Origin of the sequence: Uliginosibacterium sediminicola (assembly GCF_039631295.1) — a bacterium.
GTDB lineage: Bacteria > Pseudomonadota > Gammaproteobacteria > Burkholderiales > Rhodocyclaceae > Viridibacterium > Viridibacterium sediminicola.
In genome coordinates this window covers 136,772-156,972 of the sequence record NZ_JBDIVE010000004.1, presented here as the reverse complement: position 1 = coordinate 156,972, position 20,201 = coordinate 136,772, and the positions used below count along the sequence as shown (strand labels likewise).

Genomic DNA, 20,201 nt, shown 5'->3' with positions numbered 1-20,201 from the left:
CAAGCCACCGCAGCCGCTGGTCGCAGCCGGCGGCCGACCGGGTCCGCTGGTGCTTCACCTGCTGTTTTTATTTGTCAAACTTGTCCAAACGGGGAGCTTGCCTTGCCAGACTTGGTTCAGGATGACAGCATACCTGCCAGTACTCAAAACGCCGGCCCCCTTTAATCGCTGAACTGTCGGAGCTTCCGGGAATGTCCGTTTCATTGATGCCTCGCTTGTTGGCCCTGCTTGCCACCCTGAGTCTCGCTGCCTGTGGTGGTGGCGGCGGCGGTGGTGGCAGCAGTACTTCGACCACCAGCAGCACACCGCGTACCAGCAGCGGCTTTACGCTGAGCGGCAGCATCTCGGTTCCCGACAATGCCGCCGTCGATAGCGATACCAATGATCCCCTGCAAGTCGGCTGGGTGCGCAATGACACGATTGCCACCGCCCAGGCCATCACTGCGCCGGTGCAATTGATCGGTTCGGTCAACCGCGCCGGACAGGGGCCGACAACCGGCTACAACTACACCAATGGTGACGAACTGGATGTGTTCAGCGTCAGCCTGTCCGCCGGCCAAACTATTGATCTGGGCTTCGTCGGCGATGTCAGCAGCAACGATCTGGACCTCTTCCTGTTCAATTCCAGCGGCAGTACGGTCGGCAAGTCGCAAGGCAAGAGCAATCGCGAGTGCATCACCGTTTCCAAAGCCGGCAGCTATTACATCGGCGTCCAGGCCAGCAGCGGTTATGGTCTCTACAACATGTATATCAGCGCGCCGGGCGAAGCGAGCAGCTGCAGCAACGCGGCCAGCAGCACGGCCCTGATCGCCAGCGGTCAGCTGGTGGCCAAAGAGCGTCAGCTGTCGGCCGCAGCACTCAGCATCGGCGAAGACAGCGCACGCCTGGGCCGCCACCCGCGTCTGCTTGAGGTGCCGGATGGCAGCGTGCTGCGTGCGATGGGCGTGCGTGCCCGCAAGCATAACGAGACGCTCAGCGTGCGTTTGGCCGGCTTGCTGGCAAACAATAGCGATGCAGCGGCCATCGACGCACGCATGCAGCGCGAAATCGACACCCTGAGCTACGCCAAGCATCTGAGCCAGTCCGGCGATTACGACTACGTCGAGCCCAATTTCCTGATGGCACTGAACTACACGCCGACTGATCCGAGCTACGCGCCGCAGCGCTGGCATTTCGACATGATCAACCAGGCTTCGGCGATCGACCGCATCAATGCCCTGAGCACCGCACCGACCGTGCGCCCCATCGTGGCGGTGATCGACAGCGGCATCGTCACCGACCACCCCGACCTGCTCGGCCAGCAAGTCAGCGGCTACAGCTTCATCTCGGTCAGCACGGCGGGCGACAACAATGCGCCCGGCGGTGATGATCCGAGCACGCGCGCCAACAACCCGGTCTGGCACGGCACCCATGTGGCCGGCACGATCGCTGCGCTGAGCAGCAACGGCTTGTACGGCGCAGGGCTTGCCTCGCAGGCGCTGATCATGCCGCTGCGCGTGTTCCGCCCCGGCGTGGCAACGACCACCAGCTACGATGTCAGCCAGGCGATCCTTTACGCGGCGGGTCTGAGCAACGGCTCCGGCAGCGTTCCCACGCGGCGCGCCGACGTGATCAATATGAGTCTGGGCGGTTCGGGCTCCTGCCCGGCCAGCTACGCCGACGTGATCACCCAGGCGCGGGCGCAGGGCACCATCATCGTTGCCGCAGCGGGGAATGACGCACGCAATGATCTGGGCACCAGTGTCGCCGTATCGAGCCCGGCCAATTGCACAGGCGTGATCTCGGTCGGCGCGCTCAACGCACAAAAGACCCAAGCCTATTATTCGAACTCCGGCAGCAACCTCACCCTGGCCGCCCCCGGCGGTGACAGCAGCCAGTCGACCACCGGCACGGGCTATCCTGACGCGGTCTATGCGACGCTCGGCAGCTTCAATGCCAAAGGCGTACGCACAGCATCGTTCGGCGGCATGATGGGCACCTCGATGGCCTCGCCGCACGTCGCGGCCGTGATGGCCTTGATGCGCTGGGTCAATCCGAACATCACCCCGTCGCAGGTCGACACCCTCATCGCACTGAGCAAAATCACCGACGACATCGGCAGCAGCGGGCGCGACAGCACCTATGGCTATGGCCTGATCAACGCCCGCAAGGCGGTCGACGAAGCGATTGCGCTGGCCAATGGCACCAGCACGGCTCCGGCGGGCATCATCGTCGCCTCGCCCTCGTCAATCAACTTCGGCAGCACCACCAGCAGCGCCACGCTGAGCCTGCAAACGACGGCCAGCACCAGCGAAACGGTGACCAGCATCGTGTCGAGCAGTACCGCCGTCTCGGTCAGCGCCACCAGCATCGATAGCTCGACCGGGCTGGGCACCTACACGGTGACGGTCAGTCGCAGTCTGCTGGCCACCGGAACCTTCTACCCGACACTCACCGTCACCACCTCGGCGCGCAGCTTTGTTGTGCAGCTCAGCGTCACCAAGGCAGCCAGTTCGGGGACCAGCAGCACCGCCAATTTTGGCCGCTTGTTCGTGTTCGTGGTCGACGCCACCACCGGCAACGCACTCACCTTCACCAGCGTCAATGTCAGCAATGGCAAGTACGCCTGGAGCATTTCAGGCGTACAGGCCGGTAGTGTGATCGTCGCGGCGGGCTCGGACGCCAATTACGACGGTGATGTCTGCGACAACGGCGAGGTCTGCGGACAATATCCATCACTGGGCCAGGTGATCGCCGTCAAGGGTGATGTCAGCGGTATCGACTTCGTCGTCGCGCCGACCGGGATCTCCAGCAGCAGCGCCTTGTCGGTCGGCGGCAATGCGCTGAGCTTGCGCAATACGCCATGAAAAAGCGCTGGCTGCCCCTGCTCGCCATGCTGAGCCTGCCCTGCCTGGCTGCACCGGTACTTGAGGTGCAGACCAGCCAGCAGTGCCCCTGGCACAGCAAGGATGCGGGTGTGAAGCTGGTGCAGCGCGCAGCGGACTGGCAGGCGCTGTTCCCGTTTGATGCCGCCGCCGCGGACGCTGTGTTCCTGCAGCCACTGGACTGGTCGCGCCAGCTGGTGGTGATCGCCACACTCGGCGCGCGCCCCGGCGGCGGCTACAGCCTGACGCTACAGCGCAGCCGCTTCAGCCAGGGCAGCCTGAGCCTCTATGTGCGCGAACTCAAACCCGCTACCGGCGCGATCAACACGCTGGCCCTCAGCGAACCCTGCGCACTGCTGCGCGTACAGCGCAAAGGCCTTCGCCAGGTCCGCGTGCTGGACGCCGATAACAATCGTCTGCTCAACAAGATTCAACTCGCGCGCCCCTGAGTCCGGCGCAGCCTGATAGGCTTGCGAACCCGGCGATGCTGCGTTGCCGCAAACGAGATTGTTGTGAAGATTCCCTACCTTTTACTCGCGCTGATCCTGGCCTCGCTGAACGCCATCGGCCCGTTTTCGATTGACACCTACCTGCCGGCTTTCCCGGCCATCCAGGACTCGCTGGGTGCCAGCAATCTGCAAGTGCAGCAGTCGCTGACCGCCTACATGCTGCCCTTCTCGATCATGATGCTGTGGCATGGCGCCATCTCAGATGCGCTGGGCCGCCGCCGCGTGATCCTCGTCGGCATGTCGCTCTACCTGCTCGCGTCCTTGTTGTGCTGTTTTGCCCAGAGCATCGAGCTGTTGTGGCTGGGGCGCGCCCTGCAAGGCCTGTCGGCCGGTTCGGGGGTGATCGTCGGCCGCGCCATCGTGCGCGACCTGCTCGACGGCCCCGCAGCACAGCGCCTGATGTCGCACGTGGCGATGGTGTTCGCGATTGCGCCGGGCGTGGCGCCGATCATCGGCGGCATGCTGACCACGCAATGGGGCTGGCGCTCGATCTTCGTCCTGCTGGCAATCATGTCGGCCGCGCTGATGTTGCTGGTCTGGCACAAGCTGCCGGAAACCCTGCCGGTCGAAAAACGCCAGTCGCTGCACCCGCTGCACCTGCTGCACGCCTATCTGGAAGTCTTCGGCAATGCGCGCTTCGTGCTGCTCTCGGTGGCCATGTCCAGCCTGTTCGGCGGCTTCTTCCTGTATGTGATGTCGGCACCGGTGTTCCTGATGCAGCACCTGCACCTGGAAGCCACCGAATTCGGCTGGATGTTCGTGCCCCTGGTCAGCGGTATGGTGCTCGGTTCTGTACTCTCGGCGCGCCTGGCGGGCAAATTCCACGCCATGGGCACAGTCAAGCTCGCCTATGGCATTGCAGGCAGCGCCATGCTGATCAATCTTGCACTCAACCTGCTGCTGCCTGACACACTGGCGGCACGCATCCCGCAGCTGATGCTCTACACCCTGGGCATGAGCACGGCAATGCCGACCCTGACCCTGCACGCGCTGGACATGTTCCCCGCGCGGCGCGGTCTGGCCGCCAGCTGTCAGGGCACCATCCAGACCCTGATCATGGCGATTGCCGCCGGCCTGATCGCCCCCCTGCTGTGGGGCAGCACCCTGAGCCTGGCCTGGGGCGCCGCCGCGAGCTTCCTGATCAGCGCTGCCGCCTGTGCCTACGCACTGCGCGGCAAGCGGGGCTAGGGCGTGTTCACATTCACCCGGCGGATTGCGTTGAAGTGCAGGGCTTGCCAGACAAGGCGTGCGACACAGTGCAGGGTGGCCCCCTGCACAAGGAGCACAACGCAGTATGGCGAGCCCTGCACTTCAACCCTCCGGGCGGGCACTGAATTCGACACAGCACTGCGTTGCAGCTCCTTGCCAGGGGACCACCCTGACAGCGTCGCTGCGCCTTGTTCTGTGCCGAATTCAGTACCCGCGCAACCGTCGCGTGAATGTGAACACGCCCTGGGCGCACTCAGTTCCCCAGCGCGCCGAACACCTTCTTGGCCATGCTGCCGATGGCCTGTGCCGGGTTCTGGCGGATCGCCTTTTCCTCGTCGCCGATGCGCAGGTACAGCGCGTCGAGCGCCTTGCGGGTGACGAAGCCCTCGAGCTGTGCATCCTCGGCCTTGAGCAGGCCGAAAGTCGCTGCCTGCCCGGCCAGCTTGTTGTACTGATCGGCCAGCTGCAGGCGCGAAGTGGCCTTGCTGACTACGGGCAGGAATTTCTGTGTCAGCGCCGCCTGGGTTTTGCCACGGAAGAACTGCGTCACCGAATCCTCGCCGCCCGACAGGATGCCCTTGGCGTCCTGTACGCTCATCGACTTCACTGCCGCCAGCAGCAGGGGTTTGGCTTCGGACACCGCGGTCTCGGCTGCGCGGTTCATCGTCAGCTGCAAGTCATCGAGCGCCTGGCCCTGCCCCAGGGTGCGCAAGATCGGCGCCGCTTTCTGCAACACATCGGGCAAGGGCAGCCTGAAGCGCTCGTTACCGAAGAAGCCATCGGCCGCGCCCAGCGTCGCCACCGCCTGAGAGGCGCCCTGTTCCAGCGCCTGCTTCAGCGCGGTGCCAGCGTCCTTGCTGGAGAGACTATCGAGCAGGCCGGCGTGCGCCAAGCAGGGTGAGGCGGCCAATAAGGCCAGCAGCTGACGGCGTTTATTCACTTGAAATGTCCTCGGCGGATAGAATCTGACCAAGACTACCGAGCGCAATGACTGGAGACAAGCACGCTCGCGCGTGCGACACGCACTGTGACAGATCCTCGTTTCAAAAAGCGCCTGCTGCGCGCACTGGGCTTTCCCTTCGTGCTGCTTGCAGCACTGCTGATCTGGCTCGAAGACTGGCTGTGGCAGCCACTGGGCGAGCTGATGCGGCGTATCGGCCAGCTGCCGCTGATCCGCAATATCGAAGCCCTGATCCGCCGTGCGCCGCCCTGGCTGGCACTGGCTTGCTTCGCGATTCCCCTGGTAAGCCTGCTGCCTTTCAAGCTGGCCGGTCTGTGGCTGCTGGGCAAGGGGCACCTGTTCTCCGGCATGAGCGTGTTCCTGTCGGCCAAGGTCGTCGGCACCGCCTTGGGCGCACGCATCTTTGCGCTGACGCGACCTGCACTGATGCAGCTGGCCTGGTTCGCACGCCTGTGGGCCGGGCTGATCCGCTTGCGTGAATACGTCTATGCGCGCGTCAAGGCGCATCCCGCCTGGCGACTGGCCCGCCGCATCAAGACCGGCATCCGCGACTGGCTGCGGCAGCTGCGCGACTGAACGACCCGTCAGCGCTTGAGGCTGAGCACCAGAACACCCAGCGCAACCAGGGCGATGCCCAGCCAGCCGCGCGCATCCGGGCGCTCACCGAGGAAGAGCACGGCGAAGATCGCCACCAGCACCACGCTGAGCTTGTCGATCGGCGCCACCTGCGAGGCCTCACCCAGCTTGAGGGCGCGAAAATAACAGAGCCACGAAGCGCCCGTAGCCAGCGCCGAGAGCACCAGATAGAGCAGGGAACGCGCGGGCAGATCGAAGGGATTGCGCCATTTGTCGAGCACCATCACCAGAGCGGCCAGCACCAGCAGGATCACGCAGGTGCGGATCAGCGTAGCGTAGTCCGAATCAATGCCCTGCAAGCCCAGCTTGGCGAAGATGGCGGTCAGCGCCGCAAAGCTCGCCGACAACAGTGCCCAGTGAATCCAGCCCATGCTCATGACGCACTCCTTGGGTGATGCGCTTGCGGTGACTCAACCGAAAACGTGCACCGCCAGCCACACCGTACGCGGCGCCGTGAAGGCCACGCGATGCTGGCAGCGCGGCGGAATATGCAGGCTGTCGCCGGGGCGCAGCACCTGCTGGGCACCGCCGGCGAATTCGAGCGCCGCCTCGCCGCGCAGCAGCATGACCCATTCGTCATGCGGCTGGTCGTACCAGAAGTCAGCAGCGCTGTGCTGGCCATCGGAGACGATGCGCTCGATGCGCACCAGATCCGACTCGAACAGACACTGGAAATGCTCTTCCTCGCCCGTGACAGGCAGCTGCGCGAACAGGTTGAAGAGTTCCGGCGTCATGCCCGCCTGCCGACTACTTCAGGCGCGCCAGCAAGCCGTCGAGCTGATCAAGACTGGCAAAGTCGATGGTGATCGCGCCGACGCCCTTCTTGTTGGCCTTGATCTTGACCGTCGCGCCAAGCTTGTCGGAGAGCTCTTCTTCCAGGCGCAGCAAATCCTGGCTGGCTTCGGCGCGCTTGGCGGTCTTGGCGTCCTGGCCATTGAGCTGGCTGTTGACCAGCTTTTCGGTGTCGCGCACCGACAGACGCTTGGCGACAATCTGGTTGCCAAGCAGGATCTGCTCAGCCGCCGGCAGCGCCAGCAGCGCGCGGGCATGGCCCATTTCGATGTCGCCGACCATCAGCTGCTCGCGCACCGGCTCGGAGAGCTGCAGCAGGCGCAGCAGGTTGGAAGTGGCGGGGCGCGAACGGCCCAGTGCATCGGCCGCCTGCTGGTGGGTCATGCCGAATTCGTCGATCAGGCGCTGGATGCCCTGTGCTTCTTCGAGCGGGTTGAGGTCTTCGCGCTGGATGTTCTCGATCAGCGACATGGCCAGCGCGGCTTCATCCGGAATCTCGCGGATGATCACCGACACTTCCTTCAGCTCGGCGATCTGCGAGGCGCGCCAGCGACGCTCACCGGCGATGATCTCGTACATGTCGCCGGCAACGGCGCGCACGGTAATCGGCTGCATCAGGCCTTGCGCGCGGATCGAGGCGGCCAGCTCTTCGAGCGAGCCGGCATCCATGCGCGTACGCGGCTGGTACTTGCCCGGCTGCAGCTTGCCGACCGGCAAGGTGGTGAGATTGCCGGCGTTATCAGACGGCAAGGTGTCGCCGCCCAGCAAGGCGTCGAGGCCGCGACCGAGGCCTTTGAGTTTGGGTGGTGTCATTGTTCTGAATCGATGGCCTGCAAAACGGCCTTTAGCTGTGTAAGTAATTCGGGGGCGCTGATCGCAGCCAGGGTCCAGATACGATCAACATCAAGCGAATGATAAGCATGAATGACGCGGTTGCGCGTAGCACTCAATCCTCGCCAAGGCAGCGCAGGAAAACGCTGCTTCACGGAGTCCGGCATATGCGTGGCGGCTTCACCGAGAATTTCGATCAGGCGCTCGGCCGCCAAACGACTACGCAGGTTCTGCTTGAACTGCGCCTCTCCTTCAGCGGCAATCGCCGCCAGCTCGCTGGCAGCAGCAATCATATCGTCAAGATACACACGCGGCTCACGCTCTGCGCTCACAGCGGTCTCGCCTCGCTCAACACCCGCTCACGAATGCGCGGATGCAGCTCATCTTCAATCACCAGATCGATTTTGTGCGCCAGCAGATCGCACAAAGCCAGCTCCAAACGGGCAACATCAAGCAAGGAAATGTTTTTGGGCATTTCAACCAGCAGATCAATATCGCTGGCCTCGTTCTCTTCGCCGCGTGCAACGGAGCCGAACAAACGCGGATTACTGGCCTGAAACTGCTCCAGCAGCAACAGGATGGCAGCCCGATTCGTACGTGCGCGTTGCAGGAGCTGTCCCATGACTCAAACCGTCTTGATCCGCTCGATCATCTCGGCGGCAAAGCTCAGATAAGCTTGCGAGCCCTTGGCATTCTTGTCGAAGATCACGCCCGGCAAGCCGTGGCTGGGCGCTTCAGCGAGGCGCACATTGCGCGGGATGACCGCCTTGAACACCTTGTCGCCGAAGTGCTGCTCCAGCTGCGCCGAGACCTGCTGCGCCAGGGTGCTGCGCGGGTCGAACATGACGCGCAGCAGGCCAATGATCTTCAGATCGCGATTGAGCTTGGCATGCACCTGCTTGATGGTGTTGACCAGGTCGGACAGACCTTCCAGCGCATAGTATTCGCACTGCATGGGAATGATCACGCCGTGCGCCGAACACAGACCGTTGAGGGTGAGCATCGACAGTGAAGGCGGGCAGTCGATGAGCACGAAATCGTAGTCGGCATCGACGGTGGCCAGCTCATCCTTGAGGCGCTTTTCGCGGTTGTCGATCTCGACCAGCTCGACCTCGGCACCGGCCAGATCACGATTGGCCGGCAACACGTCGTAGCCGCCCGCTTCGGAGCGCTGGCGCGACTCGATGAGGGTCTTCAGGCCGACCAGCACCTGGTACACGGTCGACGGCGCGCTGCGCTTGTCGACGCCCGAACCCATGGTGGCATTCCCCTGCGGGTCAAGATCGACCAGCAGCACGCGCTGGCCGTGGGCCGCCAGCGCGGCCGCCAGATTGACCGTCGTGGTGGTTTTACCAACGCCACCCTTCTGGTTGGCAACAGCAAAGATATGGGCCATGTCAGCCTCTAGGACGCAATTTTTTCAATGATGATCAGGTGGCGCTCGGCATCCAGCCCCGGAACCTGCAGCGGTCTGCTCTCACTCACGCGGACAGTGGCCGGCAAGCGCGCAATTTCATCCGAAGGATACACGCCTTTCATGGCCAGCCAGTGACCGCCCTCGGCCAGCAGATGCTCCGTCCAGCGCACGAAATCGGCCAGCTCGGCAAAGGCGCGTGAGGTGATCACCGGGAAAGGCGCCGCCGGCTTGAAGTTCTCGACCCGCGTGTGATGCACCGCCACGTTCTTGAGCCCCAGGGTGCCCGCCGCCTGGCGCATGAAGACGCATTTCTTGTCCACCGTATCGACCAGCTCGACCTGCAGATCCGGCCGGCAGATCGCCAGCACGATGCCCGGCAAGCCCGCGCCGGCACCAATATCAGCCAGCCGCTCAGCCGCCACATGCGGCAGCAAGGTCAGCGAATCGGCAATGTGCAGATCGATGGCCTGCGCCTCATCGCGGATCGCCGTGAGGTTATAGACCTTGTTCCACTTGAGGATCAGGGCGACATAGGCGAGCAGCTTGTCGCGCTGAGCCTGGTCCAGATCGAGGCCAAGAGCGGCGATATGCGCATCAAGTCGTTGGGAAGCGGACAAACCAGACTCCGGTCAGCCCCGGTGGGGGCGGGCAAAGCCGCTATTTTAAGCGCATTGCCGAGCGCTGCCTAAACCCCGCGCGGAAGGCTGCCCGTGGGAACCGAGTTGTAGCCACTCGAAGTGTGTCAAGCAGCCCGCCGCACACAAGGCCGCCCCACTGGAACTGGTCGAGCAGATCTGCGAACGCGTGTCGCCAGACGAGCGCAAGGTGGTCCACGAAGTCATCCTCGCTTTCGCCAAGGCTCAACAGGCGCAATAGTTCGCTCCTGCGCGGCGCTGCAGCGGTTTGCTTGCACCGGCCGACCGCCAAGCGACAAACCTTGCTGAACAATCACTTTAGCAAGCCGCAAGCCCGCAAACTCAGAGCCAGATCGATCATTCGGGCCGGCATGACCCTGCACAAGGAGGTATTGGCGCGCGTGAAGCTGGAGAAGGGCGACACGCTGTTCTTGTCTGATACACCCGACGTGTTGGCGGAATCAACTAGCTCGCCATGACGGTCCTGCGGGCTCAAATCCAGTTTTCCGTCAGTAAACCCGGCACGCGTTCAAATTGGCGCAGCTTATTGCTCACCAGCGTGAGCCCCTGCGCACGCGCATGCGCTGCAATGTGCAGATCATTCACGCCGATGGGCTGACCCAGCCGCTCCAAGGTTGCGCGGATGCTGCCGTAGTGGAAGGCTTCGCGCTCACCATAAGGCAGGATCGCCAGACGGCTGCAGAAGTCCTCCACCACGGCGAGATTCTGCTCGGGCCGGCAGCTCTTCTCCGCGCCATGCACCAGCTCTGCGACCGTAATCGCTGACAGCGCCATGCATCCATGCTGGCGGTTGAAAATCTCCAGCGCCTCCGGAACCACAAGTGGAAGCGCTGCCCGATCTGATCAATTGCTCAACAAATTGATCAAAATGCTGATTTTTGATTAATATGTCGCTCATATGAGCACCCCGGACATCAGCACCCTTCTGGAACGCCAGTTGTTATTGCAACTGGGCGACCGACTCAAGCGCCTGCGCCAGACCCAGGGTTTGGGTACGGTCGAGATGGCTGCGCGCGCGGGTATTGCCCGCAACACACTGCGTTCCGTCGAGGCGGGAGATCCTACACCTGCTATCGGGACCTACCTCAGGGTCATGTCCGTTCTGGGTATCAGCGGCGAACTGGCGCTACTGGCCGGTGACAGCCTGCAGCCGCCACCTGCGGACTCTGCGGCCGCCCGATCATGGCGCACGGCACCGGTCGTCCAGGTACGCGTTGCTTCAGACAATACAAGACACCGTCTTCAGGATCTGCAAAGCCTCGCCCTTCACGAGGAAGCCGTGCGCCGGGCCAAAGCTGATCCGGTGCTGGTGCAGCAGGCGCAAGAGACGACGCGACGCTGGCTATCAGAGGGTGACCTGCGTTCAGCCAGCCTGTGGCGCAGCTGGCTGGACATCCTGGATGCACGAGCCTGGCGCAAGGTGCTTGGTCGTACGCGTCATGCCCAACAGCTACGCCAGACTTCGCCGCTGGTGACTATCCTGCCGGAAGAGGTGCGAGCGCGCATCCTGCAGCAAGTGACAGAGCTCAAAGCAGGCATCGAGATCGGCGGCGCAACAGAAAATAGGCAGAACAAGGCAGACATCGAGCCTGCGCCATGACGCGCGACGAACTCGAACACATCATTCGAGCAAGCGGCGATATCACGGATCAATACGAGTTCGTGATCGTCGGGAGCCAATCGATACTCGGGGCCATTCCGAGGCCGGATCACGCATTCACGGTCTCGATGGAGGCGGATATTTATCCGCTTCAGGCACCTGAACTAGCAGATCGTATTGAAGGCGCGATTGGCGAGGGCTCACAATTTCACGAAACCAACGGCTATTACGCCCAAGGCGTAGGGCCGGAAACTGCGGTCCTGCCGCAAGACTGGATGCAGCGCGTACACCGCGTCCAGAACGGCAATACGCAGAACCGCGTCGGATATTGCCTCGATCTACCCGATCTCTTTCTCTCCAAGGCTGCGGCAGGCCGCGAAAAAGACCGTGACTTCTGCATAGCGCTGTTTCAGCACAGCTATGTGACACTAGCTCAGGTGTTGGAGCTGGTGGCAACAATGCCTATCGACAGCAAGGCACAGCGAAGCTTGCGCGCAACAATCCGTCGTTGGGAAAAATCCGCGCGCGATACCAAGGGTTAGGCAAGTGCCTGAGCTCAAGCCGCCTCGTTGCTCTTGGCCAGCAGCTCGGCGCGCTTGAGCCACACCAGCAAGATGCCCACTGCAGCGGGCGTCATGCCCTGGATGCGTGAGGCCTGGCCGATGGTTTCGGGTTTTTGCTGGTTGAGTTTGCTCTGCAGCTCTTTGGACAAGCCAGGGATGCCGGTGTAGTCCATGTCGGCGGGCAGGCGCGTGTTTTCCTGCGTCGCGGCGCGGGCGACTTCGTCCTGCTGGCGGTCGATATAGCCTTGGTACTTGGATGAAATCTCGACCTGTTCGACGACTTGCGGATCGCTCAGCGCATCCTCCGGCGCGCCGGAGAGCGACATCAGCTGGGCGTAGCTCACGTTGGGGCGGCGCAGCAGGTTGAAGTAGCTGTATTCGCGCTCCAGTGGCTGACCGAAGACGTTTTGCATTTCCTCGGCGCCGAGGTTCTGCGGCCGCGCCCAGATGATCTTGAGGCGCGCGACTTCGCGTTCGATGGCCTCGCGCTTGCGGCTGAAGGCGTCCCAGCGCGCATCGTCGACCAGGCCCAGACGGCGGCCGTGTTCGGTGAGGCGCATGTCGGCGTTGTCTTCGCGCAGCTGCAGGCGGAATTCGGCGCGCGAGGTGAACATGCGATAGGGCTCACTGACGCCGCGCGTGATCAGGTCGTCGACCAGCACGCCCAGATAAGCCTCGTCACGGCGCGGGCACCAGGCGTCCTTGCCTTGCGCCTGCAGTGCGGCATTCGCGCCAGCGAGCAGACCTTGCGCGGCGGCTTCTTCGTAACCCGTGGTGCCATTGATCTGGCCGGCAAAGAACAGGCCGCTGATCGACTTGGTTTCCAGCGAACTCTTGAGGTTGCGCGGATCGAAGTAGTCGTACTCGATGGCATAGCCGGGCCGCAGGATGTGGGCGTTTTCCATGCCGCGAATCGAATGCACGATGTCGAGCTGCACATCGAAGGGCAGCGAAGTCGAGATGCCGTTCGGGTAGAACTCGTGTGTCGTCAGGCCTTCCGGTTCGAGGAAGATGTTGTGGCTGTCGCGGTCAGCGAAGCGGTGGATCTTGTCTTCGATAGACGGGCAATAACGCGGGCCGACGCCTTCGATCACGCCGCAGTACATCGGCGAGCGGTCGAGGTTAGCGCGGATGATGTCGTGGGTACGCGTATTGGTGCTGGTGATCCAGCAGGGCAGCTGCCTGGGATGCTGGGCGCGCGAGCCAAGGAAGCTGAACACCGGCTCGGGATCATCACCGGGCTGCTCCTGCATGACCGAGAAATCTATTGTTTTTCCGTCTATTCGTGGCGGCGTGCCGGTCTTCAGGCGGCCGACCGGCAGCTGCATTTCGCGCAGACGCTGTGAGAGCGTAATCGCTGGCGGATCGCCCGCACGGCCCGCCGAGTGATTCTGCAAGCCGATGTGCACCAGGCCGTTGAGAAAGGTGCCGGCCGTCAGCACCACGGTCTGGCCACGGAAGCAGATGCCGGTCTGCGTCACCACGCCGGCCACGCGGTCGCCTTCCAGCACGATGTCATCCACCGCCTGCTGGAACAGGGTCAGGTTGGGCTGGTTTTCCAGGCGCCGACGAATCGCCGCCTTGTACAGAATGCGGTCAGCCTGCGCCCGCGTGGCGCGCACCGCCGGGCCCTTGCTGGAATTGAGCGTGCGGAACTGGATGCCGCCTTCGTCGGTAGCCTCCGCCATCGCGCCGCCCAGTGCATCGACTTCCTTGACCAGGTGCCCCTTGCCGATGCCGCCAATCGAGGGATTACAGCTCATCTGCCCGAGCGTCTCGATGTTGTGGCTCAGCAGCAGCGTCTTCACCCCCGTACGCGCCGCCGCCAGCGCCGCCTCGGTACCGGCATGGCCGCCGCCGACGACGATGACGTCGAAGCGATCTGGAAAGGTGTTGGCGATCTTGCTGGCTGACATGGAACGACTCGAATCTGGCTAACGGAAAACCCGGGGGAGGGAGCGGATGATACGGCTTATTGTGCTGAAATCCTAGCTGAAACATGGGCTTGCGAAGAGTCTGTCAAGCTCGGAACGGTATATCGCAGGGCAAGGTAAGATCACGCCATGTCTCCCCGCATTCTTATCGTAGAAGATGAACCCGCGATTGCCGACACCCTCTGCTATGCACTGCGCAGCGAGGGTTATGTACCGGATTGGGCGGCCACTGGCGAAGCAGCACTTGCCGGAATCGAGCGTGAGCCGCCCGCCCTGGTCATACTCGATGTGGGCCTGCCTGATCTCTCAGGATTTGAAGTCTGCCGTCGCATCCGGGCGCGACACGACGCCCTGCCTGTGATGTTCCTCACTGCACGCAGTGAGGAGATAGACCGGGTGCTGGGCTTCGAGATCGGCGCAGACGACTACGTGCTCAAGCCTTTCAGCCCGCGCGAGGTGGTCGCGCGAGTCCGCGTCATCCTGCGGCGACAGAACGGCAATAGCCGCCACATAAGTACCCCGGCCGGCACTAGCCTGCAGCTCGACGAGGGTGGGGCGCGCATCCTGTGGCAAGGCAGCGCTCTTCCGCTCACGCGTTTCGAGTACCTGTTGCTACGTCAGCTGATGCGCCACCCTGATCAGGTGTTCTCGCGCAACCAACTGCTTGATACGGTGTGGGGCAACGAGCGCGATTGCTCGGATCGCACCGTCGACACCCATATCAAGACCGTGCGCGCCAAACTTCGTGCAGTCGCGCCAGAAGCAGACCTGATCCAGACCCATCGCGGTATGGGCTACTCGTTCTCGATGCACTGAAGCCGCTACATGATTCGAAACATCAATCTCCCGCTGCGGGTGCTGCTCGGTTACTTCATGGTACTGGGGCTGGCAGCCTTTTTCGTGCTGCGCATTTTCGTCAATGAAGTGCGACCGGGTGTGCGCGAAACCATCGAGGAGACGATGATCGATTCGGCCAACCTGCTCGCGGTCATGGCGGCCGATGACATGAAGTCTGGCCACATCGCCGATGGAAAATTTGCCCAATATGTCGAGGAATACCGCCGTCGCAAGATCCACGCACCGGTGTGGCATTTCAACAAGGACACCCTCGATTTCCGCGTGCTTGTGACCGACGCACGTGGCATCGTGCAACTGGATACCGAGCACCTTGCCGTTGGCCTCGACCACTCACGCTGGAACGATGTCTACAAGACTCTGCTGGGTGAATACGGCGCGCGTTCAACGCGCAGCGATCCTGACGATGATCGTTCAGCCGTGTTTCATGTCGCGGCGCCGATCATGGACAAGCAGCGCATCATCGGCGTATTGACGGTCGCCAAGCCCATCGCCAGCGTAGAACCCATCATCGCACGTAGCGAGCAAGCCATCGTGCGCGAGGGAGCATGGCTGCTTGCCGGCTCTGCAATCATTGGACTGTGCATCACCTTCTGGCTGACCAGTTCGATTGGTCGTCTGCGCACCTACGCCCGCGATGTGGCGGCTGGCAAACGCGTTACACCCCCTACCGGAGGTGGCAAGCAGCTCAGCGAACTTGCCTTGGCCATGGACGCCATGCGCGCCGAGCTGGATGGCAAGCAGTACATCGAACGTTACGTTCAGGCCCTGACACACGAGCTCAAGAGTCCGCTTGCCGCATTGCGCGGTGCAGGCGAAATCCTCACCGAAGCGAACCTGCCCGAAGCCGACCGCGCACGCTTTGCCGCACACGTTCTTGAGCAGGGCGCGCGCATGCAAGCGAGCATCGAGCGCATGCTGGCACTCTCGCAACTGGAAGCGCGACGCTCGCTCGATCACGCCGAGAGTCTGCAACTGGACGAACTGGTCAGCGAAATCGTCGACACCCGCCGCAGCCGGGCTGAGGTTACCAAACTGCTGTTTGTGCTTGATCTGCAAACCTGCAGACTACGTGGTGAACGCGACCGGCTGATGCTGGCCATCGGCAATCTCATCGACAACGCGCTTGACCACGCCACCCCAGGCAGCTCAATCCGTATCAGGCTATGCGATGGACATGATGGCGTCACGCTATGCGTACACAACACTGGCCAAGCCATTCCCGACTATGCGCTCCCACGGCTCTGCGAGCGCTTCTACGGACTGCGCCGGCCCGATGGCAGCAAGGGCTCCGGGCTAGGCCTGGCCATCGTGCAGGAAGTCGCAACACTGCATGGTGGAAAGACCAGTCTGGCCAACGAGTCCGACGGTGGCGTAAGCGCCACCCTGTATCTGAAGCACTGAACTTTCTTTCCGCAAAGCGGAGAAGAAGACGCGCCTCACCTTCTCTTCACAGAGCCCTCACTTCCCGCTCATCAAGGCCTCACCCAGGCTCTTCAGTATTGCTCCCGTCATCGTTCAATCAAGGGAGTAATCATGAAGAGTTTCACCAGCAAGCTGGTAACCGTATGCATGGTCGGACTGCTGTTATTAGTCGCCGGCTTTACCTTGCGCATGGTGGTCAATGACCGTTTGGAGAATCGCAATCAGGCACGCGCCTCAATCGCCCAGAGCCTGGGGGCAGAACAAACATTGGCGGGCGTGACACTGGCGATCAGTTACACCGAGCGTTATCAGGAAGTTGTTGTCGACCCCAACACCAGCGCAACGCGCACGGTGTCACGCAAGATCGCTCATCGCTACGAAGTAATGCCCGAACATTTCGACCTCAAGGGTCAGCTGATCACCGACCCGCGCTATCGTGGTTTATTTCGCGTCAATGGCTACCAGCTTGAAGGAGTGCTCAGCGGTGACTTCGCAATACCTGCGCTGGAGCGATTGCCGCGCGACCGCAGCGAATCGCAGATCGAACTCGGACCAGCGTGGATGGTGCTGGCTGTCAGCGATCCGCGAGGTTTGCGCAAGCTCGACATGAAACTTGCCGATGTAGCACGCAATGCGGAACCCGGCGTCGGCAATGGCAGCAACCGGCACGGAGCGAGCGCACGCCTGGATGACATCAATGAACTGCTGGGCCGTACAGCACGTTTCAGCGTCAATCTGGAGCTGGTCGGCACGGATTCGTTGAATGTCGTACCGCTGGGCCGTGACAATTCAGCAACGCTGACATCGCCATGGCCACATCCTTCGTTCGGCGGGCGTTTCCTGCCAAGCGAACGCAAGGTGGATCAGCATGGTTTCAGCGCCACCTGGCATATTTCGGCACTTGCAACCAATGCTCGGGAGAGCTGGGCCAACAAGGCAGCCACGGTCGAGATGGACAATTTCAACATTTCGTTGATCGACCCGGTAGACATCTACGTCATGGCTGACCGCGCCTGCAAATACGCGGGCCTGTTCATCGCCATCACACTGGGCGGCTTCCTGCTCTTCGAGCTGCTGCGCAGCCTGCGTCTGCACGCACTGCAGTACCTGATGATCGGTGCCGCGCTGCTGATCTTCTTCTTGCTGCTGCTGAGCCTGTCCGAACACATCGGTTTCGGCGGCGCCTACCTTGCTGCGAGCAGTGCCTGCGTGTTGTTGATCGGCATTTACTCGGTACACCTGTTACGCAGTCTGTGGTTGGCAGGAGCATTCTCACTTGGCCTGGGTTCTTTGTACGCGGTGCTCTATGTGATTCTTTTGTCTGAGCAAAATGCCTTGCTGATGGGGTCGCTGCTGCTATTCCTGTTGCTGGCAGCAGTCATGCTTAGCACCCGTAGTGTGGATTGGCACGCACTCCTCGCTGAGCGTCCTGCACTGAAACAGGAGGACTCTTCAGGCACTTAACCTGGATGGCAGCTCTCCCGGCGCCAGAAGTAATGCCTGCGTACCGGGAAAGTTCTGCCCGCACTCGGATGAACGAATGCGTTGCTCACACCCTGTTTGCGGGCCGGTGCATAGCATCGGCCCTGCAGCCGATTATTTCTTGCTGCGGATTTTTGCCAGTTCGGCCTGGGTTTCGTTCCACAGGTCCATGCCGACGTTGGTGGCGATGCTGGCGTTCACCTGGGTCAGCTTGCCGCGCATGCGGGCGGCTTCGGCGGGGGAGAGTTCGTTGATCTGCATGCCCTTGGTCTTGAGCTCGGCGAGGGCCTTGGCGGCTTCGTCGCGGGTGTCCTTGCGCTCAAAGTCACGGCTCTTGATCGCGGCGGCGCGCAGCACGGCTTGCTCATCCTTGCTCAAGGTGTCCCACCACTTCTTGCTCACCGTGACGATCCACGGGCTATAGACGTGGTTGGTGACGGTCAGGTACTTCTGCACTTCGTAGAACTTGGACGAGAGAATGGTGTTGTAGGGATTCTCCTGGCCGTCGACGGTCTTGGTTTCCAGCGCGGTGAAGAGTTCCGAGAAGGGCAGCGGCACGGCGTTGGCGCCGAGGGTTTTGAAGCTGTCGAGGAACACATTGTTCTGCATCACGCGCAGCTTCACGCCATCCAGGTCTTCGAGCTTGGCGACCGGGCGCTTGTTGTTGGTGAGGTTGCGGAAGCCGTTTTCCCAGTAGGCGAGGCCGACCATGCCTTTGTCGTCGAGCTTGGCATTGACCTTGGCGCCGACCGGGCCATCGAGCAGGGCGTCGGCTTCCTTGACGTTATTGACGAGGAAGGGCGTGTCCCACAGCGCCATTTCCTTGGCGATGCCGACCAGGGTGGCGGTCGAGCCGACCATCATTTCCTGTGCGCCACCGATCAGCGCTTGCTGCATCTGCGTGTCCGAGCCCAGCGCGGCGGCGCCGATGGCGCGCACCTTCATCTTGCCGCCGGAGAGCTTGTCGACTTCGTCAGCAAACACCTTGACCGCACGGCCCTGGTTGGACTGCTCGACGAGGCCGTAGCCGAAGCGGATCAGGCGCGGCTTGATGTCGGCCGCCTGTGCGATGCCGCTGCTGGCCAGCAGCGTGAGGCCAATGGCCGCAAACAGTTTTTTGAGTTTCATGAGTGTCTCCTCGGGGTGGAACTGCATCGGGGTAAAAAGCGTTATGCGGCCGGCCTCAGTGCATCCATTTGAGTGGCGCCAGCACGAGTTGCGGGAAGACGGTGAACAGCACCAGCAAGATGCCGTACATCGCCAGGAAGGGATTGGTGCCTTTGATCACTGTCTCCATGCGTAGTCGGCCGACGCCAGCAACGACGTTCTGCACCGTGCCGACCGGCGGGGTGATGAGGCCGACCGAGCCGACAAAGATGAACATGAAGCCGAAATACACCGGATCGATGCCCGCCTTGATGGCCAGCGGCGCGCACACCGGGCCGAAGATCAGGATGGTCGGCGTCAGGTCCATGGCGGTGCCGACAAAGAGCAGGAACAGCATCATCAGCGCCATGAAAATGGTCGGGTTGCCCATCACCGGCGCGAACACTTCGGCAAGCTGGTTGGGCAGGTCGGCCAGCGTGATCATGTAGGCGGTGACGGTCGCCGCGCCGCACAGGAACATCACGATGGCGGTGGTTTTCGCAGCACCCACCAGGACCTGATAGACATCGCGCACGCTCAACTGGCGGTAGATGATCATCGATACGAACAGGGCATACACAGCCGCAACGACGGCCGCTTCGGTCGGCGTGAAGATGCCGCCCTTGAGACCGCCGAGAATGATCACCGGCATCATCAGCGCCCACAGGCTATGCAGCAGCGCACGGCCACGTTCAGCCCAGTTCAGGCGGGGCATTGGCGCCAGCTTGTGGCTGCGCGCGATCCACCACCAGGCAAACAGCAGGAAGAAGCCCATCATCAGGCCAGGAAAGATGCCTGCGAGGAACAGCTTGCTGATCGACACATTGGTCGTCACACCGTAGATCACGAAGGGCATAGACGGCGGAATGATCGGCGCGATGATGCCGCCCGAGGCGATCAAGCCGGCGCCGTAGCTGTCCGGATACTTCTGCTCGCGCATCATCGGAATCAGCAAGGTGGCCAGCGCGGCGGTGTCGGCAATCGCCGAGCCGCTCATCGAAGCGAGCAGTACCGCTGCCGCAATCGCTACGTAGCCAAGGCCGCCACGGATGTGGCCGACGAAGGCGCGCGCCAGATCGATGATGCGTCGCGACAGGCCGCCCGCATTCATGAGCTCGCCAGCGAGGATGAAGAAGGGCACGGCGAGCAGCGGAAAGCTGTCGAAACCAGCCTGCAGGTTCTGCGCCAGCAGCTGCGAATCGAAGAAGTCCAGGTGCCACATCAGCACCACGCCGGTGAGTACCAGAGCGTTGGCGATGGACATGCCGATCGTCATGCCGATGATCAGGACAGCTAGGAAAATGACAGTGACGAGCATGGC

Annotated in this window: 22 protein-coding genes; 10 read left to right on the top strand and 12 right to left on the bottom strand. The window is 62.2% G+C overall.

Annotation, left to right across the window (positions count from 1 at the left end; translation table 11 throughout):
• The first annotated feature begins 191 nt into the window (after positions 1 to 191).
• From ABDB84_RS09630 to ABDB84_RS09620, 3 genes are all read left to right on the top strand, one after another.
• Positions 192 to 2,846 (top strand): S8 family serine peptidase, encoded by a 2,655-nt coding sequence (locus ABDB84_RS09630; protein WP_345919508.1) that lies wholly within the window; start codon positions 192 to 194, stop codon positions 2,844 to 2,846.
• Complete coding sequence (locus ABDB84_RS09625) at positions 2,843 to 3,313, top strand: protease complex subunit PrcB family protein (protein ID WP_345919507.1); 471 nt, start codon at positions 2,843 to 2,845, stop codon at positions 3,311 to 3,313. Before ABDB84_RS09630 ends, ABDB84_RS09625 begins: the two co-directional genes overlap by 4 nt.
• A 63-nt stretch (positions 3,314 to 3,376) precedes the next feature.
• On the top strand, positions 3,377 to 4,561 hold the full coding sequence (locus tag ABDB84_RS09620; RefSeq protein ID WP_345919506.1) for a multidrug effflux MFS transporter: 1,185 nt from the start codon (positions 3,377 to 3,379) through the stop codon (positions 4,559 to 4,561).
• A 274-nt stretch (positions 4,562 to 4,835) separates the two neighbouring features.
• Here ABDB84_RS09620 and ABDB84_RS09615 read toward each other — a convergent pair whose 3' ends face one another.
• Positions 4,836 to 5,522 carry a DUF4197 domain-containing protein gene (locus tag ABDB84_RS09615; protein WP_345919505.1) on the bottom strand — a complete coding sequence of 229 codons (687 nt, stop codon included), beginning with the start codon at positions 5,520 to 5,522 and terminating at the stop codon, positions 4,836 to 4,838.
• A gap of 87 nt (positions 5,523 to 5,609) precedes the next feature.
• Here ABDB84_RS09615 and ABDB84_RS09610 point away from each other — a divergent pair, with 87 nt between their 5' ends.
• Positions 5,610 to 6,119, top strand: coding sequence for a hypothetical protein (locus ABDB84_RS09610; protein ID WP_345919504.1), 510 nt, complete (start codon positions 5,610 to 5,612; stop codon positions 6,117 to 6,119).
• Between the two features lie 8 nt (positions 6,120 to 6,127).
• Here ABDB84_RS09610 and ABDB84_RS09605 read toward each other — a convergent pair whose 3' ends face one another.
• The 7 genes from ABDB84_RS09605 to rsmG are packed head-to-tail and all read right to left on the bottom strand — an operon-like array spanning position 6,128 to position 9,836.
• A complete protein-coding gene (locus ABDB84_RS09605; protein ID WP_345919503.1) occupies positions 6,128 to 6,556 on the bottom strand; it encodes an EamA family transporter in 429 nt (142 codons plus the stop codon).
• 33 nt (positions 6,557 to 6,589) lie between these two features.
• Positions 6,590 to 6,913 (bottom strand): cupin domain-containing protein, encoded by a 324-nt coding sequence (locus ABDB84_RS09600; protein WP_345919502.1) that lies wholly within the window; start codon positions 6,911 to 6,913, stop codon positions 6,590 to 6,592.
• A 13-nt stretch (positions 6,914 to 6,926) separates the two neighbouring features.
• Positions 6,927 to 7,784, bottom strand: a complete 858-nt coding sequence (locus tag ABDB84_RS09595) for a ParB/RepB/Spo0J family partition protein (protein WP_345919501.1) — start codon at positions 7,782 to 7,784, stop codon at positions 6,927 to 6,929.
• Positions 7,781 to 8,110 carry a HepT-like ribonuclease domain-containing protein gene (locus ABDB84_RS09590; protein ID WP_345919500.1) on the bottom strand — a complete coding sequence of 110 codons (330 nt, stop codon included), beginning with the start codon at positions 8,108 to 8,110 and terminating at the stop codon, positions 7,781 to 7,783. The genes ABDB84_RS09595 and ABDB84_RS09590 overlap by 4 nt, the downstream gene beginning before the upstream one ends.
• Before the next feature lie 20 nt (positions 8,111 to 8,130).
• Entirely contained in the window at positions 8,131 to 8,424 is a 294-nt protein-coding gene (locus tag ABDB84_RS09585) for a nucleotidyltransferase family protein (protein ID WP_345919499.1), read from the bottom strand.
• A gap of 3 nt (positions 8,425 to 8,427) precedes the next feature.
• The gene (locus tag ABDB84_RS09580; RefSeq protein WP_345919498.1) at positions 8,428 to 9,198 is read right to left on the bottom strand and encodes a ParA family protein; all 771 of its coding nucleotides are present in this window, start codon (positions 9,196 to 9,198) and stop codon (positions 8,428 to 8,430) included.
• An 8-nt stretch (positions 9,199 to 9,206) separates the two neighbouring features.
• Entirely contained in the window at positions 9,207 to 9,836 is a 630-nt protein-coding gene (gene rsmG / locus ABDB84_RS09575; protein ID WP_345919497.1) for a 16S rRNA (guanine(527)-N(7))-methyltransferase RsmG, read from the bottom strand.
• Between the two features lie 320 nt (positions 9,837 to 10,156).
• On the opposite strand from rsmG, the gene ABDB84_RS09570 reads away from it, so the two are divergent.
• A complete protein-coding gene (locus tag ABDB84_RS09570) occupies positions 10,157 to 10,333 on the top strand; it encodes an AbrB/MazE/SpoVT family DNA-binding domain-containing protein (protein WP_345919496.1) in 177 nt (58 codons plus the stop codon).
• A 13-nt stretch (positions 10,334 to 10,346) separates the two neighbouring features.
• Here the strand turns inward: ABDB84_RS09570 and ABDB84_RS09565 are convergent, their stop codons facing one another.
• Complete coding sequence (locus ABDB84_RS09565) at positions 10,347 to 10,694, bottom strand: PIN domain-containing protein (protein WP_345919495.1); 348 nt, start codon at positions 10,692 to 10,694, stop codon at positions 10,347 to 10,349.
• 79 nt (positions 10,695 to 10,773) lie between these two features.
• Here ABDB84_RS09565 and ABDB84_RS09560 point away from each other — a divergent pair, with 79 nt between their 5' ends.
• Entirely contained in the window at positions 10,774 to 11,475 is a 702-nt protein-coding gene (locus ABDB84_RS09560; RefSeq protein ID WP_345919494.1) for a helix-turn-helix transcriptional regulator, read from the top strand.
• Positions 11,472 to 12,017, top strand: a complete 546-nt coding sequence (locus ABDB84_RS09555; RefSeq protein WP_345919493.1) for a DUF6036 family nucleotidyltransferase — start codon at positions 11,472 to 11,474, stop codon at positions 12,015 to 12,017. The genes ABDB84_RS09560 and ABDB84_RS09555 overlap by 4 nt, the downstream gene beginning before the upstream one ends.
• Before the next feature lie 14 nt (positions 12,018 to 12,031).
• On the opposite strand, the gene mnmG is transcribed toward ABDB84_RS09555, so the two are convergent.
• Positions 12,032 to 13,954 (bottom strand): tRNA uridine-5-carboxymethylaminomethyl(34) synthesis enzyme MnmG, encoded by a 1,923-nt coding sequence (mnmG, locus tag ABDB84_RS09550; protein ID WP_345919492.1) that lies wholly within the window; start codon positions 13,952 to 13,954, stop codon positions 12,032 to 12,034.
• A 147-nt stretch (positions 13,955 to 14,101) separates the two neighbouring features.
• Between mnmG and creB the strand changes: the two genes are divergently transcribed.
• The 3 genes from creB to creD all read left to right on the top strand — a co-directional run bounded on the left by creB (position 14,102) and on the right by creD (position 17,716).
• On the top strand, positions 14,102 to 14,788 hold the full coding sequence (gene creB, locus ABDB84_RS09545; protein ID WP_345919491.1) for a two-component system response regulator CreB: 687 nt from the start codon (positions 14,102 to 14,104) through the stop codon (positions 14,786 to 14,788).
• 9 nt (positions 14,789 to 14,797) lie between these two features.
• A complete protein-coding gene (creC, locus tag ABDB84_RS09540; protein ID WP_345919490.1) occupies positions 14,798 to 16,231 on the top strand; it encodes a two-component system sensor histidine kinase CreC in 1,434 nt (477 codons plus the stop codon).
• A gap of 132 nt (positions 16,232 to 16,363) precedes the next feature.
• The gene (creD, locus tag ABDB84_RS09535; RefSeq protein ID WP_345919489.1) at positions 16,364 to 17,716 is read left to right on the top strand and encodes a cell envelope integrity protein CreD; all 1,353 of its coding nucleotides are present in this window, start codon (positions 16,364 to 16,366) and stop codon (positions 17,714 to 17,716) included.
• 132 nt (positions 17,717 to 17,848) lie between these two features.
• Here creD and ABDB84_RS09530 read toward each other — a convergent pair whose 3' ends face one another.
• Together ABDB84_RS09530 and ABDB84_RS09525 are read right to left on the bottom strand one after the other, a co-directional pair.
• Positions 17,849 to 18,862, bottom strand: a complete 1,014-nt coding sequence (locus ABDB84_RS09530) for a TRAP transporter substrate-binding protein (protein WP_345919488.1) — start codon at positions 18,860 to 18,862, stop codon at positions 17,849 to 17,851.
• 55 nt (positions 18,863 to 18,917) lie between these two features.
• Entirely contained in the window at positions 18,918 to 20,198 is a 1,281-nt protein-coding gene (locus tag ABDB84_RS09525) for a TRAP transporter large permease (RefSeq protein WP_345919487.1), read from the bottom strand.
• Positions 20,199 to 20,201 lie beyond the last annotated feature (3 nt).

What these genes read in the sequence shown, in the direction of transcription:
- ABDB84_RS09595 (WP_345919501.1), bottom strand. Translation starts at nt 7,784, where the DNA reads ATGACACCACCCAAACTCAAAGGCCTCGGTCGCGGCCTCGACGCCTTG.
- ABDB84_RS09560 (WP_345919494.1), top strand. Translation starts at nt 10,774, where the DNA reads ATGAGCACCCCGGACATCAGCACCCTTCTGGAACGCCAGTTGTTATTG.
- creB (WP_345919491.1), top strand. Translation starts at nt 14,102, where the DNA reads ATGTCTCCCCGCATTCTTATCGTAGAAGATGAACCCGCGATTGCCGAC.
- creD (WP_345919489.1), top strand. Translation starts at nt 16,364, where the DNA reads ATGAAGAGTTTCACCAGCAAGCTGGTAACCGTATGCATGGTCGGACTG.
- ABDB84_RS09530 (WP_345919488.1), bottom strand. Translation starts at nt 18,862, where the DNA reads ATGAAACTCAAAAAACTGTTTGCGGCCATTGGCCTCACGCTGCTGGCC.
- mnmG (WP_345919492.1), bottom strand. Translation starts at nt 13,954, where the DNA reads ATGTCAGCCAGCAAGATCGCCAACACCTTTCCAGATCGCTTCGACGTC.
- ABDB84_RS09600 (WP_345919502.1), bottom strand. Translation starts at nt 6,913, where the DNA reads ATGACGCCGGAACTCTTCAACCTGTTCGCGCAGCTGCCTGTCACGGGC.
- ABDB84_RS09555 (WP_345919493.1), top strand. Translation starts at nt 11,472, where the DNA reads ATGACGCGCGACGAACTCGAACACATCATTCGAGCAAGCGGCGATATC.
- ABDB84_RS09525 (WP_345919487.1), bottom strand. Translation starts at nt 20,198, where the DNA reads ATGCTCGTCACTGTCATTTTCCTAGCTGTCCTGATCATCGGCATGACG.
- ABDB84_RS09605 (WP_345919503.1), bottom strand. Translation starts at nt 6,556, where the DNA reads ATGAGCATGGGCTGGATTCACTGGGCACTGTTGTCGGCGAGCTTTGCG.
- ABDB84_RS09630 (WP_345919508.1), top strand. Translation starts at nt 192, where the DNA reads ATGTCCGTTTCATTGATGCCTCGCTTGTTGGCCCTGCTTGCCACCCTG.
- creC (WP_345919490.1), top strand. Translation starts at nt 14,798, where the DNA reads ATGATTCGAAACATCAATCTCCCGCTGCGGGTGCTGCTCGGTTACTTC.
- ABDB84_RS09625 (WP_345919507.1), top strand. Translation starts at nt 2,843, where the DNA reads ATGAAAAAGCGCTGGCTGCCCCTGCTCGCCATGCTGAGCCTGCCCTGC.
- ABDB84_RS09580 (WP_345919498.1), bottom strand. Translation starts at nt 9,198, where the DNA reads ATGGCCCATATCTTTGCTGTTGCCAACCAGAAGGGTGGCGTTGGTAAA.
- ABDB84_RS09585 (WP_345919499.1), bottom strand. Translation starts at nt 8,424, where the DNA reads ATGGGACAGCTCCTGCAACGCGCACGTACGAATCGGGCTGCCATCCTG.